The following is a 16683-nucleotide window of genomic DNA, read 5'->3' as shown; positions in this document are numbered from 1 at the left end:
TGGCGAGGCGGATGACCCAAAGCAGTAAATCACCGGATCGAGAACGGCGAAAGCGGCGGTTGCGCTGGCGTCACATCTGGGTCGTGCTGCGGTTCAAACTGGCGCTGATAGTGGCGGCGGTTGCGGTGTCGCTGTTCGCGGTCAAGGCGCATCCGGTCAGGCTTCCGGATTGTGTGACCACGCGCGTCGAGACGCGGATGAGCGCGTCGATGGCGGGGGGCGCGGTGACGCTTGGGTCGATCACCGTCCGGATCGAGGATGACTGGACCCCAAGATTGCAATTGCGCGATGTGGTGGTGTTCGACGGCGCCGAACAGCCCTTGGCCCGCCTCAGCGATATTCGCGCCCGTTTTTCGATGCCCGCGCTGATGCAGGGGCAGATCCGGCCAAAGACCCTGCGTTTGTTCGGGGCCGATGTGGCGCTGCGACGGCTGAAGTCGGGCCAGTTCGACCTGTCCTTTGGCGATCTGGCGGCGCCGGCCGGGTTCACCGGTTCTATCGTCGATGTCCTCGAGGCGGTGGATCATGCCTTTGGTGTGCCCGCGCTGACCGCGCTGGAACTGGTCGAGGTCGAGCAGTTGAATATCCGTCTGGCGGACGCGCGGACCGGCAAGACATGGCAGGTCGAGGGTGGGGGCATGTCGTTGGACAAGCTGGACCGGAACCTGTCGATCCGCGTCGGGTTCGATCTGTTGGGCGACGGCGGCACAGTATCGACTGCGGCCTTCACGTTTCAGACGGATACCGGATCGCCGTCGGCGACTCTGGGTGCGACGATCCACAATGTGCCTGCCGCCGAACTGGCGGCGCAGGCCCCGGCGCTGAGCTGGCTTGCCGTGCTTGACGCGCCGATTTCTGGGGCGTTGCGGGTGGCGGTCAATGACGCGGGCCAGTTGGGAACGTTGAACGGGACGCTGGATATCGGCAAAGGCGTGGTGCAGCCGACGAAGGGGACAAAGCCGGTGGGGTTCTCGTCGGGGCGGGCCTATTTTTCCTACGATCCGCTGATCCAGATGATCGCCTTCAACGAGTTGTCAGTCGTCACCGATGCGGCGCGGATCAAGGCCGAGGGAAAGGCCTATCTGCGCGAGATGAAAGAGGGCTGGCCGCAGGCGCTGTTGGGGCAGGTGCGGTTCACCGATGTCTTGGTCAACCCGCCGGATATGTTCGAGGAGCCCGTAACATTCAACGAAGGCGCGCTGGATTTCCGGCTGCGCCTTGATCCGTTCACGATGGATGTCGGTCAGCTGGTTCTGACCGATGGCGACAGGGAACTTCGCGCCAAGGGCAAGGTGTTCGCCGCCCCCGAAGGCTGGGATGCGGCGCTGGATGTCAGGTTGAACGCGATCCAGCATGACCGCCTTCTGGCGCTTTGGCCTGCCGGGTTGGTGCCCAAAACCCGCGAGTGGATTTCGACGAACGTGCGCACCGGTTTGCTGTTCGACGTCAAGGGCGCGGTGCGGTTCAGGCCGAACGAGGCCCCGCGCCTGTCGCTGGGGTATGAATTTTCGGATGCCGAGGTGAAGTTCCTGAAAACCCTGCCGACGGTGCAGGGCGGTCACGGCTATGCGACGATCGAGGGAAAGACCTACACGATGGTTCTGGACAAGGGAGAGGTGCCAGCCCGGCAGGGTGGCGCGTTGAATGTCGCGGGGTCGGTGTTTATGATCCCGGATGTGACCCGGAAACCCGCGATCAGCCGGATCAGCGTTGTCAGCGAAAGCACGATCACCGCAGCCATGTCCATTCTGGACGAGGCGCCGTTCAACTTTATCGGCAAGGCGCAGCAGCCCGTTGATCTAACCGAAGGGCGCGCCAAAATCACCGCGCAGATCGAGGTGGCATTGCAAAAGGGAGTGCCGATCGAGGAGGTGACCTATCAGGCCAATGCCGTCCTGACGGCCGTGCGATCGGACAAGCTTGTCAAAGGGCATGTTCTAACGGCACCGGAACTGGCGGTCACGGTGGACCGGTCCGGTCTGACAGTCAAGGGCGCGGGCAAGGTTGACCGGGTGCCGGTGCGTGCCGCATGGCGGCAAAACTTCGGCCCCGAGGGCAAGGGGAAAAGCCGGGTCGAGGGAACCGTGGCGCTGTCGCAGACCTTTGTCGATGATTTCGGTATCGGGTTGCCCAAGGGTAGCGTGACCGGAGTGGGCGAAGGCACAATCGCGATCGACCTTGTGCGCGGCCAGGCGCCTGCGTTTTCACTGGTGTCAGATCTGAACCGTGTCGGGTTGCGCATTCCGGCGCTGGGATGGGCAAAACCGCCCGCTGCCAAGGGGCGGCTGGCTGTGTCTGGGAATTTGGGAACGCCGCCGCAGATCAACTCGATTGATGTGGATGTGGCGGGGCTGAAGGCCAGCGGCCGCGTCGATCTTGACGCGAACGGCGGGCTGAAGGTCGCGCGGCTTTCCCGCGTCCAGATCGGCGGATGGCTGGATGCGCCGGTGGATCTGGTTGGCCGGGGCAGGGGCCGCCCTGTGGGCGTTTCTGTCAAGGGGGGCATCATCGACATTCGCAAGACAACCTTTTCGCGGCGCGCTGGCGGGGCCGATGCCAGCGGCCCGATCGGGATCGCGCTGGACAGGCTGGTGGTGTCCGAGGGCATCAGCCTGACCGACATGCGGGGCAATTTCGGCACCAACGGCGGGTTCAACGGCAATTTCACCGCGCGGGTCAATGGCGGTGCGCCGGTCGCGGGGGCGCTTGCCCCGTCGAAAGAGGGAACCGCGATCCGCATCACCTCGGATGATGCGGGCGGCGTGATGCGGTCGGCGGGGCTGTTCGAAAAGGCCTTTGACGGGGCGATGGACCTCACGCTTGTGCCGCGCCGCGAGGCGGGCACCTATGACGGCAGGCTGACGGGCAAGAATATCTCTGTGCGCGGGGCGTCGGCCATGGCCGAACTGCTGAGCGCGATCAGCGTTGTGGGGCTTTTGGAACAGATGAACGGCGACGGGTTGATGTTCAACGATGTTCAGGCCGGGTTCCGCATGACGCCGACGTCCGTTACCGTCACGCAAAGCAGCGCGACGGGGGCGTCGCTGGGTCTGTCGATGGACGGGTTTTTCGATCTGGTTTCGAAAAAAATGGACATGCAGGGGGTTGTATCCCCGATCTATCTGCTCAATGGCATCGGCAGCATCTTTACCCGCAAGGGCGAGGGGCTGTTCGGGTTCAACTTCACCATGAAGGGCCCGGCATCCGACCCGTCTGTCAGCGTCAACCCGCTGTCGATCTTCACCCCCGGCATGTTCCGGGAAATATTCCGCCGCGCACCACCAGAAGTGACCCGATGAAACTGTCCGACTTTGATTTCGACCTGCCCGAAGACCTGATCGCAACCCGCCCCGCCAGGCCGCGCAGCGCCTCGAAGATGCTTGTGGCGACGCCCGATGCCATGACCGATTGCCATGCGTTCGATCTGGTCGATTATCTGGGAGCGGGCGACCGGCTGATACTGAACAACACAAAGGTCATTCCCGCGCGTCTGTCGGGCACCCGCGCCCGCGACGGGGCCGAGGGGCTGACCCGCGCACGGATCGAAGTGACCCTGCTGGAGCCGCGCGGCGACGGCACCTGGACTGCGCTGGTCAAGCCGCTGAAAAAGGTCAGGGACGGTGAGGTCGTGGTCTTTTCCGCCGACCTGTCCGCGTTGATGCAGGGACGGGACGACGGCACGGGGATCTTGCGGTTCAACCTGACCGGCGATGATTTCGATGCGGCGCTAATGCAGGCGGGGGCGATGCCCCTGCCGCCCTATATCGCGGCCAAACGCGCCGCCGATGCGCAGGACAATCAGGACTATCAGACCGTGTTCGCCCTGACGCCGGGTGCCGTGGCCGCCCCCACCGCGTCGCTGCATTTCGACGAGGCCTTGCTGGCCGCGCTGCGCGCCAAGGGGGTCGCCTTTACGCAGGTGACGCTGCATGTGGGGGCCGGCACGTTCCTGCCGGTCAAGGTCGATGATGTCAGCCAACACAAGATGCACGCCGAATGGGGCGAGGTGACCGCCGCCGCCGCCGCCGAGATCAACGCGACCAGGGCGGCAGGCGGTCGGGTCATCCCGGTGGGCACAACCGCGCTTCGGCTGATCGAAAGTGCCGCGCTTGCGGATGGCAGGGTGGCCGCGTGGCAGGGCACGACCGATATTTTCATTCGCCCCGGCTATGTTTTCCGGGTTGCGGATGCGCTGATGACCAACTTCCACCTGCCCAAATCGACGCTGATGATGCTGGTGTCCGCGCTGATGGGGCAAGACCGGATGCGGGACATCTACGATCACGCGATTGCCAACAGATACCGCTTCTTTTCTTATGGTGACGCGTCGCTTTTGCTGCCAAAGGGCAAAAGCGGTCGTTGAAGGGTCGCGCCTGCGCGTCATTCCAGATAGGGTTGCGTCCAGGTTGAAACCTGACGGAAACCGGAGCGCGCATGTTACAAGTATTGGGAAGTTCATGGCCACTTTTGCTGGGCATTATGCTTTTGATGGTCGGGAACGGCCTGCAAGGCACGTTGCTTGGTATTCGCGGCGGCATCGAGGGGTTTTCGACCCTGTCGATGTCCTTTGTCATGTCAGCCTATTTCGTCGGGTTTCTGGGCGGCAGTCGCCTGACCCCCGAACTGATCCGCCGCGTCGGCCATGTCCGGGTGTTTGCAGCACTTGGGTCGTTCATCTCGGCGATCCTGATCCTTTATCCGACGCTGGCCAACCCCTATGCCTGGACCATCGGGCGGATGATGATCGGGTTTTGTTTCTGCGGTGTGTATGTGACCGCCGAAAGCTGGTTGAACAACGCCGCCTCGAACGAGAACCGGGGCAAGGCGCTGTCGCTTTATATGATCGTGCAGATGTTCGGTATCGTCGCCGCGCAGGGGCTATTGACGCTGGGCGATCCGTCGGGGTTTATCCTGTTCGTGATCCCCTCGGTGCTTGTTTCTATCTCGTTCGCGCCGATTTTGCTGTCGGTCAATCCGACACCGGCCTTTGCCACGACAAAACCGATGTCGCTGCGGCGGCTTTACACCATCTCGCCTTTGGGGTGCGTGGGGATGTTTCTGCTGGGCGGGGTCTATTCGGCGCAGTTCGGCATGTCTGCGGTTTACGGGTCATTGGCTGGCCTTAGCATCCCGCAGATTTCCGCCTTTGTGTCGTCGATCTATATCGGGGCGCTGCTGTGCCAATATCCGATCGGCTGGCTATCGGACCGGATGGACCGCCGCAAACTGATCCTTGCAACGGCCTTTTTCGGCGGCGTCGCCTCTGCGGTGGCCTTTGTCTATAGCGGGTCTTTTGTGATGCTTCTGACAACGGCGTTTTTGATCGGTGGCACGTCCAACCCGCTGTATTCATTGCTATTGGCCTATACAAACGACTTTCTGGAACATGATGATATGGCTGCCGCGTCGGGCGGAATGCTGTTCATCAACGGGCTTGGGGCCATTGCCGGCCCGTTGATCACCGGTTGGATGATGGACATCTACGGCCCCGAGGGATTCTTTGTTTTGCTGACCTTCCTGATGCTGGCGCTGGCGGCCTATGCGGCCTACCGGATGACCCGCCGCAAATCACGCGGCATCGCCGAGCAAAGCACCTATACGGCCGTGGCGCCAAGTGCCACGTCGGTCGCGGTCGAGGTGGCGATAGAATCCGCCATCGACGAAGATGCACATAAGGACGGGCAGACCTAAGCTTTGGCTTGCCAAAAGGGTTCTGGTCTGGGACGCTCAGGTGTTCCAGGGGGGAATTGACCAACAGCCAGGGAGGAGAATCCGATGCTGAACCCGGAGGCAGTATTGGACTACTGGATCAACGAGGTTGGTCCAAAAGGGTGGTACGCGGGCGGGGAGGCCCTTGATGCCCAAGTGAAAGAGAAGTTCGAGGATGCGTGGCATACCGCGCGCAAGTCGGGATTCAAAACCTGGATGGCTGATCCGCGCGGGACGCTTGCGCTGGTCATCCTTCTGGACCAGTTTCCGCGCAACATGTTTCGCGGGACGGCGGATGCCTTTGCCAGCGACAATCAGGCGCGCGCGACAGCCAAAACCGCGATAGAGCGGAACTGGGATCTGAAGGTGCCAGAACCGGAGCGGCAGTTCTTTTATCTGCCCCTGATGCATTCCGAATGTCTGACCGATCAGGAGCGCAGCGTGCGCCTGTTCAAGACGCGGATGCCGGAAACCGGCACCAGCAACCTTTTGCATGCCCGGGCCCACCGCGAAGTGATCCGGCGTTTTGGCCGTTTCCCCACAAGAAACGAGGCGCTGCACCGTCCTTTATCCACCCCCGAATCCGCCTATCTGGCATCGGGCGGATACGGTGCTGTGGTGCAGTCGATCGAGGCTTAGGCCCCTTCGGGTGGCTGCAATGCTGTGTGCCTTTGCTGTTTGCAGGGGCACTATTGATGCGCGAAGCAATTTAGTTTAAGGCTAAACTAAATTTTAAACGGAGACAGAACAGATGGCAGCCACCTCGTTTGACATGATTGTAATCGGTGCGGGTCCGGGGGGCTATGTTGCTGCCATCCGCGGCGCGCAGCTTGGCCTTAGCGTTGCAATCATCGAGCGCGAAAATATGGGCGGCATCTGCCTGAACTGGGGCTGTATCCCGACAAAGGCGATGCTGCGGTCATCCGAGGTGTTCCACCTGATGCACCGCGCGAAAGAGTTCGGCCTGAAGGCGGATGGCATCAGCTATGACCTGCCTGCCGTCGTCAAACGCTCTCGGGGGGTGGCGGCGCAATTGTCGGGCGGGATCAGCCACCTGATGAAGAAGAACAAGGTCACAACCTTTATGGGCGTGGCCACTTTGGGCGGCAAGGGCAAGGTCAGCGTCACATCCGAAAAGGGCACAGAGGAACTGACCGGCAAGAACATCATCCTTGCCACCGGCGCGCGTGCGCGCGAATTGCCGGGCCTTGAGGCGGACGGCGATCTGGTCTGGACCTACCGCCACGCGCTGACGCCATCGCGGATGCCGAAAAAGCTTCTGGTGATCGGATCGGGTGCCATCGGTATTGAATTCGCAAGCTTTTACAACACCTTGGGCGCGGATACGACCGTGGTCGAGGTCATGGACCGCATCCTGCCGGTCGAAGATGCGGAAATTTCCGCCTTTGCCAAGAAGTCCTTTGTCAAGCAGGGCATGAAGATCATGGAGAAGGCGACGGTCAAGAAACTGGACCGCGCCGTTGGCAAAGTGACCGCCCATATCGAGGTGGGTGGCAAGGTCACGACGCAGGACTTCGACACGGTGATTTCGGCGGTGGGCATTGTCGGGAACGTTGAGAATCTGGGGCTGGAGGCCCTGGGGATCAAGATCGACCGGACGCATGTTGTGGTCGACGAATACTGCCGCACCGGCGTTGACGGGGTATATGCCATCGGCGACATCGCGGGCGCGCCATGGCTTGCGCACAAGGCCAGCCACGAGGGCGTGATGGTGGCCGAACTGATCGCGGGCGGCCATCCGCATGCGGTCCGGCCAGAGGCGATTGCGGGCTGCACCTATTGCTATCCGCAGGTGGCATCGGTCGGCTATACCGAGGCGAAAGCCAAGGAAAAAGGCTTTGATATCAAGGTCGGACGCTTTCCCTTTATCGGCAATGGCAAGGCCATCGCACTGGGAGAGCCGGAAGGCATGATCAAGACGATATTCGATGCGAAAACCGGCGAACTGCTGGGGGCGCATATGATCGGCGCAGAGGTGACAGAGCTGATCCAAGGCTACGTGATCGGACGCGCGCTGGAAACGACGGAGGAGGATCTGATGAACACGGTCTTCCCGCATCCGACCCTGTCCGAGATGATGCACGAAAGCGTTCTGGACGCCTATGGCCGCGTTATACACATGTAGAACCGGCGTGCACATCTGATGCACAACCGATGCATAAAGCATACAGACAGGCAGGCGGTCCAATGGGCCGCCTGTTTTGCATCTGGCGGGGGGCAGTCGCACGGGGTAGGTCATGGGATATGACACAGACTCGGACGCATTTCTGGCTGGTTCTGGCGCTTTGGGGGGCGGGCCTTGGGGCAGCGGCGCAATTCGCCAAGATCAGCGTGATGTTCACGGCGCTTGGCGTGATTTACCCGTCGGTCGGGCCGGGCATCGGGCTGATGGTATCGCTGGTCGGGGTCGTGGGCATTGTGTTCGGCGCGACGGCGGGGGTGCTGGTGCAACGGATCGGGTATCGGCGGGTGCTGGTGTCGGCGATGGTGCTGGGGGCGGTGATTTCAGCCTACCAATCGACCTTGCCGCCCTTTGCCCTGATGATGGTCAGCCGCGCAATCGAGGGGATGTCGCATCTGGCGGTCGTCGTGGCGGCCCCGACTCTGATCGCAGAGGCCAGCGCGAAGCGGCATCAGGCGTTGACGATGACCCTTTGGGCCAGCTTTTTCGGGGTGTCGTTTTCGATGGTGGCCTGGCTTGGCCTGCCGCTGGTCGAGGATCGGGGGCCGCAGGCGCTGTTCGCGGCGCATTCGGTTTACATGGCGGTTTTTGCGGCGATCCTTTGGGTGATCCTGCCGCGTGGGATGGTCCGGGTTGTGCCATCGGCGCCTTTGACCCTTTCGGGCCTGATCGCGCAACACGTGGCGATTTACCGGTCGGACCGCGTGGCGGCACCGGCCATCGGGTTCATGTTCTACACGCTGATGTATGTCGCGCTGCTGACCTTCTTGCCGCAACTGGTGGACCCCGGCGCGCGGGCCTTTGTGGCCACCGCGATGCCCTTGGCCAGCATCGCGGTGTCCCTGACACTGGGGGTCTATGCCCTGCGGTATATCTCGGCGGTGACATTGGCGCAGACCGGCTTTGGCTGCGCCGCAGTGCTTTTGGTGCTGCTGTGGGCCTTTGCCGATTTCGGCGCGGTGGTGGCGGTGCTTGCGATCCTGATCGCGGCGCTGTTCGGGTTGGTGCAGGGCGCGAGTTTCGCCGCCATCCCCGAACTGAACGCCAATGCTGATGCCCGTGCGCGGGCGGCGGGGGCGGTGGCGCAACTGGGCAATGTCGGCACCACCTGCGGAACGCCGGTTCTGGCGCTGTTTATCGCGGGGGCGGGGCTGCACGGGGTTGTGCTGTTCGCCCTGCCGCTGTGCCTTTGCGGCGTGCTGGCGCATGAATGGCTGAAGCGGCGGCGGGCGCGGCAGCGGTTCTGATCTGCCCGCCACGCAAACATCGGGCAGATCGGGCCGGTGGCGCGGAAATTCCGCGATTAATTCCATCTGAATCGCAATCTATCGCCCATGTTCCCCAAGTGTTCTCATTTTTCGATTGGAGACTCGGGCCCGAGCGCCTAAGTATGACCGGACCGTTAAGAGGTAGATCATGGCCGAGCAGAAGAACATCGAGGTGCGCGGGGCGCGCGAGCATAACCTGAAGAACATCGATGTGGATATTCCGCGCAACCAGCTGGTTGTGATCACGGGGCTGTCGGGGTCTGGCAAGTCCTCGCTGGCCTTTGACACGATCTATGCCGAAGGGCAGCGCCGCTATGTCGAAAGCCTGTCCGCCTATGCGCGGCAGTTTCTGGACATGATGCAAAAGCCCGATGTCGACCATATCAGCGGCCTTAGCCCCGCGATTTCCATCGAGCAAAAGACCACCAGCAAGAACCCGCGGTCGACCGTCGGCACCGTGACCGAGATTTACGACTATATGCGCCTGTTGTTCGCGCGGGTCGGCACGCCGTTCAGCCCCGCCACCGGCCTGCCGATCGAGGCGCAGCAGGTGCAGGACATGGTTGACCGCGTGATGGCGATGGAGGAGGGGACGCGCGGATATCTGCTGGCGCCGATCGTGCGCGACCGCAAGGGCGAGTATAAGAAAGAGTTCCTTGATCTGCGCAAGCAGGGCTTTCAGCGGGTCAAGGTCAACGGCGCATTTCACGATCTGGACGAGCCCCCGGTGCTGGACAAGAAGTTCCGCCACGACATCGACGTGGTCGTGGACCGGATCGTCGTCCGCGAGGGGCTGGAGACGCGGCTTGCCGACAGTTTCCGCACGGCGCTGGATCTGGCCGACGGGATTTGCGTGCTGGAAACGGCCCCCGCCGAAGGCGAGCCGGAGCGCCTTACCTTCAGCGAGAAATTCGCCTGCCCGGTGTCGGGCTTTACCATCCCCGAGATCGAGCCAAGGCTGTTTTCGTTCAACGCGCCCTTCGGGGCCTGCCCGTCCTGCGACGGATTGGGGGTAGAGCTGTTCTTTGACGAGCGGCTTGTGGTGCCCGATTCCGCGCTGAAGCTGTATGACGGGGCCTTGGCGCCCTGGCGGAAGGGCAAATCGCCCTATTTCCTGCAAACCATTGAAGCAATTGCAAAACATTACGCGTTCGACAAGAATACCCCGTGGAAAGATCTGCCCGCCCATGTGCAGCAGGTGTTTTTGTATGGTTCTGGCGAGGAGGAAATCCTGTTCCGCTATGACGAGGGGGGGCGTGTTTATCAGGTGACCCGCACCTTCGAGGGGGTGATCCCGAATATGGAGCGCCGCTACCGCGAGACCGACAGCGCCTGGATCCGCGAAGAGTTCGAGCGCTACCAGAACAACCGTTCTTGCGGCACCTGCGGCGGCTACCGTCTGCGCCCAGAGGCGCTGGCGGTCAAGATCGGTGGCTTGCACGCGGGCGAAGTGGTGCAGATGTCGATCCGTGAGGCGTTCGACTGGTGTTCTGGCGTGCCAGAGGCCCTGACCAAGCAGAAAAACGAGATCGCTCAGGCGATCCTCAAGGAAATTCGCGAACGGCTGGGGTTCCTGAACAACGTCGGTCTGGATTACCTGACGCTGGCACGCAATGCCGGCACCCTTTCGGGGGGCGAAAGCCAGCGGATCCGGCTGGCCAGCCAGATCGGATCGGGGCTGACAGGGGTTCTCTATGTGCTGGACGAGCCGTCCATCGGGTTGCACCAGCGCGACAACGACCGGCTGTTGCAGACGCTGAAGAACCTGCGCGATCAGGGCAATTCGGTGCTGGTGGTGGAACACGACGAAGAGGCGATCCGCGCGGCGGATTACGTGTTTGATATCGGGCCGGGGGCCGGTGTGCACGGCGGGCGCGTGGTGTCGCATGGAACGCCCGAGCAGGTGATGGCCGATCCTGCGTCCCTGACGGGGCAATACCTGTCGGGCGCGCGCGAGATCGGTGTGCCGGCGATGCGGCGCAAGGGTAACAAAAAGAAAATCACTGTGGTCAAGGCGACCGGCAACAACCTGAAAGAGGTGACCGCCGATTTCCCGTTGGGCAAGTTCGTCTGCGTCACCGGCGTGTCGGGCGGCGGGAAATCGACGCTGACCATCGAGACACTGTTCAAGACCGCCAGCATGCGCCTGAACGGCGCGCGCCAGACGCCCGCGCCCTGCGAGACGATCAAGGGGCTGGAGCATCTGGACAAGGTGATCGACATCGACCAGCGCGCGATCGGCCGCACGCCGCGGTCGAACCCCGCCACCTATACCGGTGCGTTCACCCCGATCCGCGACTGGTTCGCGGGACTGCCGGAATCAAAGGCGCGCGGATACAAGCCCGGGCGGTTCAGCTTCAACGTCAAGGGCGGGCGCTGCGAGGCCTGTCAGGGCGACGGCGTCATCAAGATCGAGATGCATTTCTTGCCGGATGTCTACGTCGAATGCGAGACCTGCAAGGGCAAGCGTTACAATCGCGAAACATTGGAAATACGGTTCAAAGGCAATAGCATAGCCGACGTTCTTGATATGACGGTCGAAGAGGCGCAGGGCTTTTTCCAGGCGGTCCCAAGCATCCGCGAAAAGATGGACGCGCTGATGCAGGTCGGGCTTGGCTATATCAAGGTCGGGCAACAGGCGACGACCCTGTCAGGCGGCGAGGCGCAGCGGGTGAAGCTATCGAAAGAGCTGGCGCGGCGGTCCACGGGGCGCACGCTCTATATTCTCGACGAGCCGACGACGGGGCTGCATTTCGAGGACGTGAAAAAACTGCTGGAGGTGCTGCATCATCTGGTGGAGCAGGGCAATTCGATGATCGTGATCGAGCATAACCTGGACGTCATCAAGACCGCCGACTGGATCATCGACATCGGCCCCGAAGGCGGGGACGGCGGTGGCGAGATCGTGGCCACGGGCACCCCTGAACAGGTGGCAGAGGTCGATGCATCGCACACGGGGCGGTATCTGAAGGACATGCTGGCAGGGCGGAAGGTCGCGGCGGAATAATACCGGGTGTTGCGCTGGTTCAAAAGGCAGGCATTAATCCGCCGCGCAGCGGCTTTGAGCGTGTTGTATCAAATTTCAATCATAAGTTCGCCGTAAGGCTCGGCGAATACTGAAACTCTTGGGTTTGTGTGGATGTAACCCGCTCTAGTTCAGCACCCGGCTGGCAGCTGTGATCAGATCAAGGACGACTTTCGTGTCGCGGTCGATCCGCACGAAGGTATCTCCGATGCGGTAGTACCGTTCATTTTGGCCCAGTCGCGGCAGCCGGTAGCGGTCGGGATCGCGGATATGGTCGTAGGTGTCGTCGTCGTGGAACCTTTCGCCGACATGGTAGCGATGCTTTGCCTGACCCGGCGGCGTACAGCCGTTGTGTTTTTTCGCAAGGCCGGGGGGCAAAACCTGTCGCTGTGTTCCGATCGGTGTTTGTCGCGCTTGTGGTCGTTCTTTTTGCCATCGGCTATGGCACCGGTGACAGAGGTCGCGCCAATCAAGGCCGCGAGTGTTAGTGAAATCAGGCGCATCGGATGTTCCTTTTTGCCGGGGTACATCAGGCATGGGGCAAGGCAGCCACGTTGGCAACGCGGCCGTCCTGCCATGCGCGGGTATCCGCCGGATCAATCGGGGCGATGGCGCTTTTCAAAACGGGGCAGCATGGCGCTGAAATCCATGCCCTTGCCGCCCTCGGTCTCGACGAAGGTCTCATAAAGTGCGGCTGCGGCCTGCCCCATGGGGGTGTCGGCGTCGACGGCCTTGGCTGCCTGCTGGCTGAGGCGCAGGTCCTTGAGCATCAGTTCGGCGGCGAAACCGGGTTTGTAGCCATTGTCTGCCGGAGAGGTCGGGCCGACGCCGGGGGCGGGGCAATAGACGTTCATGCTCCAGCTGGAGCCGGACGAGGTCGAGACGACGTCGAACATCTTTTGGCGGTCGAGGCCCAGTTTATCGGCCAGCGCGAAGGCCTCGCAGGTGGCGATCATGGTGACGCCGAGGATCATGTTGTTGCAGATCTTGGCGGCCTGACCATTGCCCGAGGGGCCGCAATGCACGGCCTTCTGGCCCATGATGTCGAACAGCGGTCTGGCCTTGGCGAACCCTGCGTCGGACCCGCCTGCCATGAAGGTCAATGTGCCGGCTGCCGCGCCACCAATGCCGCCAGACACGGGGGCATCCACGGCAAGAAGCCCTGCATCTTCAGCGAGTTGTGCCACGGCGCGGGCGCTGTCCACATCGACGGTCGAGCAATCTACGAACACCGCACCCTTGGCCATGACGGGGATGATTTCGGCGGCGACGACGCGCAGGATCGCGCCATTGGGCAGCATGGTGATGACCGCATCGCGGCCGGTTGCAGCCTCGGCGGCGGTTGCGGCGCTGGCGACGCCTTCGGGGCAGGGCGCGCTGAGGTCGAACCCGGTGACACTGTGGCCTGCGGCGACCAGATTGGCGGCCATGGGCGCGCCCATATTGCCAAGACCGATAAATCCGATGTTCATTTTGGTGTCTCCAAGATCAGGGTGTCGGGGCCAAGAGGCGCCAGCATGGTTTCGATGTCGTCGGGGGTGACCGCCTGCGGGCCTGTGTGGCGCCATTTCGGGGCGCGGTCCTTGTCGATGATCGCGGCGCGGATGCCTTCGAGGAAGTCCGACTGTTTCAGCGCGCGGTGGGTAAAGCGGTATTCAAGCTCCAGCGCCTGCTCGATTGTGCCGGCCTCGCGGACACGGCGGATCAGGTCAACCGCGCAGGCCATGGCGAGGGGCGAGTTTCGCGCGAGCGCCTTGGCCGCGGATATCGCGAGGTCGGAGGTGCCCGCTTGTGCGGCATGGACGATGTCCGCGAGGCTGGGCAGATCGAAGATCGCGTCGATGCCGGTTTGCCGCGCGGCGAGGGGGCTGTCGGGGGCCGTTAGCGCCGCGCGGGTTATGGCCGTGCTGTCGCCGGTGCCGATCAGGGTCTCTGTCAGCGCGGGCCAGTCGGCCTGCGGGATGTAGTGGTCCGCGAAACCCGCATGGATCGCGTCGCCCGGCCCCATGCGGGTGCCCGTGGTGCCAAGGTATTCACCCAAGCGACCCGGTGCGCGGGCCAGCAAAAGCGATCCGCCAACGTCGGGGATCAGGCCGATTGTGCATTCGGGCATGGCGATCTGGCTGGTCTCGCAGACCACGCGGTGCGATCCGTGGCAGCCAAGCCCGACGCCGCCGCCCATGGTGAAGCCCTGCATCAGGGCCGCGACGGGTTTTGGGTAGCGGGCGAGTTTGGCGTTCAGGCGGTATTCGTCGCGCCAGAACCGCTGCGCGTAGGCATCATTGCCTTTGGTGCCCGTGGCATAGATTTCGGCGATGTCGCCACCCGAGCAGAAGGCGCGATCGCCGGTTGCATCGAACAGGATCATGCGCACCCTGTCATCGGTGCGCCATGTGTCGATGGCGGCCTCGATCGCAAGGCACATGTCATAGGTCAACGCGTTCAGCGCCTGCGGGCGGGTCAGGGTGATGTGGCCAATCTGGCCGTCCTTGCGGAGGCTGATATCGCTCATCTGTTGGCCAGCATCTGGCGCGCGACGATCACGCGCATGATCTCGTTCGTGCCTTCGAGGATCTGGTGGACGCGCAGGTCACGGACGATTTTCTCGATGCCGTAGTCGGCAAGGTAGCCGTAGCCGCCGTGCAGTTGCAGGCATTGGTCGGCGGTGTTGCTGCCGGTTTCTGTGACGAACTTTTTGGCCATGGCGCAAAACATGGTGGCGTCGGAGGTGCCATTGTCCAGCTTCCATGCGGCTTGCCTTAAAAAGATGCGGGCGGCCTGCATTTCGATTTCCATATCCGCAAGACGGAATTGCAGCGCCTGAAATTGGTCGATGGATTTGCCAAAGGCCTTTCGGTCGCCCATGTAGATCAACGTTTGGGTCAGGGCGGATTGCGCCGCCCCTAACGAGCAGGCAGATATGTTCAGGCGGCCTCCATCGAGGCCCATCATCGCATATGTGAAACCTTGACCCTCTTCTCCCAGCAGGTTGTTCGCAGAAATGTTGCAATTGTCCAACTGTACTTGACGGGTCGGTTGACTGCGCCAGCCCATCTTATCCTCTAGCCCGCCAAAGCTGAGGCCCTTTGCACCGTCATCGACGACGAAGGCTGACACGCCTTTTGCGCCGTCGCCCCCGGTGCGGGCCATGACGATGTAGGCGTCGGAATAGCCGCCACCCGAGATGAACGCCTTTGTTCCGGTCAGGGAAAACCCGTCATCGCTGCGCGTGGCGCGGGTGGTGAGAGAGGCCGCGTCGGAGCCGGATGCGGGTTCCGTCAGGCAGTAGCTGAACAGTTTTTCCATACTGAGGGCGGCGTCGAGATACCGCGATTTCAGGTCGTCGGACCCGAAGCGGTCGATCATCGACGCGCACATGTTATGGATCGAGAGGAAGGCCGCGACAGAGGGGCAAGCCATCGACAGGGCCTCGAAGACGAGGGTGGCATCAAGGCGCGACAGACCGGAGCCGCCGTTGTCTTCGGACACATAAAGCCCGCCGAACCCGAGTTCGGCCAGTCGGGGCCAGAGGGTTTTGGGGATTGTGCCGTCTTTTTCCCACTGGCGGGCGTGAGGCGCGATGTGCTGTTGGCCAAAGTCATATGCCATGTCGAAAATGGCGGTCTGTTCTTCTGTCAGTGCGAAATCCAAGGGGTTTCCTCCCGAAATACCAGAATTGAACGCATGTTTAATTAAGTCACGTCAGCGCGTGGTTTACAAGGCATTGTGGCACATTCTGGTGCGTCAAAGTGGACGGGACGCGGTGTTTATCAAACAAAAAGGGCGACCCGATGGGCCGCCCGAATGCACGCGCTGACAGGGCGGTCAGACTAGACGGACCTGGGTGCCGATCGGCGTAATTTCGAACAGTTCTGCGATTTTTTCATTGTAGAGGCCGATGCAGCCCGACGACGACCGGCGACCGATCTTGCGCGTGTCGTAGGTGCCGTGAATCAGGTAGGCGGGCCATGTCAGATACATCGCATGGGTGCCAAGGGGGTTTTCGCCGCCTGCGGGCAGCATGTCGGGCAGGTTCGGATCCCTTTCGCGCATGCTGGGGGTCGGGGTCCATGTCGGGCCGACCTTTTTGCGCACGATTTCTGTATAGCCAAGGCGCGTCAGGTCATCGGTCATCGGCACGGTTGTCGGATACATGCGGTAATCGGTGCCGTCGTGGTTCCAGTAATGCAGGGCGCGGGATTTGGTGTCGCAGACGATGCTTGCCACGCCGAGGGTTTCGAAATGGTCGCGCCAGTCCTGGGTTTTGAAGCTGGAGATGTTGCGGCGGATCGTATCCTCTGCGGCGGCAGCAGCGGCGTCGGCCTGATCAAGGATCGCGGATTGGGCGCGGAGCACGGAGGGTGCAAGCAAGGGCAGGGCGGATGCGGCCAGACCTGTGAAAAACACGTTTCTGCGGGTAATATTTGTCATATGCCTCGGCCTCTTTTTATGGTTCGACGCGTCCTTCATACCAGTAA

The 16683-nt window shown here is 62.1% G+C and carries 12 protein-coding genes; 7 read left to right on the top strand and 5 right to left on the bottom strand.

The window, feature by feature from the left end; genetic code table 11:
- Window positions 1-11 precede the first annotated feature (11 nt).
- The 7 genes from ACEN2R_RS06465 to uvrA all read left to right on the top strand — a co-directional run bounded on the left by ACEN2R_RS06465 (window position 12) and on the right by uvrA (window position 12187).
- Complete coding sequence (locus tag ACEN2R_RS06465) at window positions 12-3299, top strand: AsmA-like C-terminal region-containing protein (protein WP_442040400.1); 3288 nt, start codon at window positions 12-14, stop codon at window positions 3297-3299.
- Window positions 3296-4363, top strand: coding sequence for a tRNA preQ1(34) S-adenosylmethionine ribosyltransferase-isomerase QueA (queA, locus tag ACEN2R_RS06460; protein ID WP_442040398.1), 1068 nt, complete (start codon window positions 3296-3298; stop codon window positions 4361-4363). Before ACEN2R_RS06465 ends, queA begins: the two co-directional genes overlap by 4 nt.
- Window positions 4364-4434: 71 nt before the next feature.
- Window positions 4435-5691 carry an MFS transporter gene (locus tag ACEN2R_RS06455; RefSeq protein WP_442040396.1) on the top strand — a complete coding sequence of 419 codons (1257 nt, stop codon included), beginning with the start codon at window positions 4435-4437 and terminating at the stop codon, window positions 5689-5691.
- Between the two features lie 84 nt (window positions 5692-5775).
- Complete coding sequence (locus ACEN2R_RS06450) at window positions 5776-6348, top strand: DUF924 family protein (RefSeq protein ID WP_442040394.1); 573 nt, start codon at window positions 5776-5778, stop codon at window positions 6346-6348.
- Window positions 6349-6460: 112 nt separating this feature from the next.
- Window positions 6461-7855 (top strand): dihydrolipoyl dehydrogenase, encoded by a 1395-nt coding sequence (gene lpdA, locus ACEN2R_RS06445; RefSeq protein WP_442040392.1) that lies wholly within the window; start codon window positions 6461-6463, stop codon window positions 7853-7855.
- Between the two features lie 119 nt (window positions 7856-7974).
- Complete coding sequence (locus tag ACEN2R_RS06440) at window positions 7975-9159, top strand: MFS transporter (protein WP_442040390.1); 1185 nt, start codon at window positions 7975-7977, stop codon at window positions 9157-9159.
- A 169-nt stretch (window positions 9160-9328) separates the two neighbouring features.
- Window positions 9329-12187, top strand: a complete 2859-nt coding sequence (uvrA, locus tag ACEN2R_RS06435) for an excinuclease ABC subunit UvrA (protein ID WP_442040388.1) — start codon at window positions 9329-9331, stop codon at window positions 12185-12187.
- Window positions 12188-12331: 144 nt separating this feature from the next.
- Here the strand turns inward: uvrA and ACEN2R_RS06430 are convergent, their stop codons facing one another.
- The 5 genes from ACEN2R_RS06430 to ACEN2R_RS06410 all read right to left on the bottom strand — a co-directional run bounded on the left by ACEN2R_RS06430 (window position 12332) and on the right by ACEN2R_RS06410 (window position 16636).
- Window positions 12332-12742: an RcnB family protein gene (locus ACEN2R_RS06430; RefSeq protein WP_442040386.1), complete on the bottom strand. Its 411-nt coding sequence runs from the start codon at window positions 12740-12742 to the stop codon at window positions 12332-12334.
- Window positions 12743-12801: 59 nt separating this feature from the next.
- Window positions 12802-13677: a 3-hydroxyisobutyrate dehydrogenase gene (gene mmsB / locus ACEN2R_RS06425; protein WP_442040384.1), complete on the bottom strand. Its 876-nt coding sequence runs from the start codon at window positions 13675-13677 to the stop codon at window positions 12802-12804.
- Entirely contained in the window at window positions 13674-14717 is a 1044-nt protein-coding gene (locus ACEN2R_RS06420) for an enoyl-CoA hydratase/isomerase family protein (protein WP_442040382.1), read from the bottom strand. Before ACEN2R_RS06420 ends, mmsB begins: the two co-directional genes overlap by 4 nt.
- Window positions 14714-15856, bottom strand: coding sequence for an acyl-CoA dehydrogenase family protein (locus tag ACEN2R_RS06415; protein ID WP_442040380.1), 1143 nt, complete (start codon window positions 15854-15856; stop codon window positions 14714-14716). Before ACEN2R_RS06415 ends, ACEN2R_RS06420 begins: the two co-directional genes overlap by 4 nt.
- 174 nt (window positions 15857-16030) lie before the next feature.
- Window positions 16031-16636 (bottom strand): L,D-transpeptidase, encoded by a 606-nt coding sequence (locus ACEN2R_RS06410; protein ID WP_442040378.1) that lies wholly within the window; start codon window positions 16634-16636, stop codon window positions 16031-16033.
- Window positions 16637-16683 lie beyond the last annotated feature (47 nt).

Origin of the sequence: Pseudogemmobacter sp. W21_MBD1_M6, assembly GCF_052119585.1 — a bacterium.
Classification (GTDB): Bacteria; Pseudomonadota; Alphaproteobacteria; order Rhodobacterales; family Rhodobacteraceae; genus JBGQOJ01.
The sequence above is the reverse complement of the archived record's forward strand: the minus strand, read 5'-3'. Positions and strand labels throughout refer to the sequence as shown.

What these genes read in the sequence shown, in the direction of transcription:
- ACEN2R_RS06440 (WP_442040390.1), top strand. Translation starts at nt 7,975, where the DNA reads ATGACACAGACTCGGACGCATTTCTGGCTGGTTCTGGCGCTTTGGGGG.
- ACEN2R_RS06450 (WP_442040394.1), top strand. Translation starts at nt 5,776, where the DNA reads ATGCTGAACCCGGAGGCAGTATTGGACTACTGGATCAACGAGGTTGGT.
- lpdA (WP_442040392.1), top strand. Translation starts at nt 6,461, where the DNA reads ATGGCAGCCACCTCGTTTGACATGATTGTAATCGGTGCGGGTCCGGGG.
- uvrA (WP_442040388.1), top strand. Translation starts at nt 9,329, where the DNA reads ATGGCCGAGCAGAAGAACATCGAGGTGCGCGGGGCGCGCGAGCATAAC.
- mmsB (WP_442040384.1), bottom strand. Translation starts at nt 13,677, where the DNA reads ATGAACATCGGATTTATCGGTCTTGGCAATATGGGCGCGCCCATGGCC.
- ACEN2R_RS06430 (WP_442040386.1), bottom strand. Translation starts at nt 12,742, where the DNA reads ATGCCTGATGTACCCCGGCAAAAAGGAACATCCGATGCGCCTGATTTC.
- ACEN2R_RS06410 (WP_442040378.1), bottom strand. Translation starts at nt 16,636, where the DNA reads ATGACAAATATTACCCGCAGAAACGTGTTTTTCACAGGTCTGGCCGCA.
- ACEN2R_RS06420 (WP_442040382.1), bottom strand. Translation starts at nt 14,717, where the DNA reads ATGAGCGATATCAGCCTCCGCAAGGACGGCCAGATTGGCCACATCACC.
- ACEN2R_RS06465 (WP_442040400.1), top strand. Translation starts at nt 12, where the DNA reads ATGACCCAAAGCAGTAAATCACCGGATCGAGAACGGCGAAAGCGGCGG.
- ACEN2R_RS06455 (WP_442040396.1), top strand. Translation starts at nt 4,435, where the DNA reads ATGTTACAAGTATTGGGAAGTTCATGGCCACTTTTGCTGGGCATTATG.
- queA (WP_442040398.1), top strand. Translation starts at nt 3,296, where the DNA reads ATGAAACTGTCCGACTTTGATTTCGACCTGCCCGAAGACCTGATCGCA.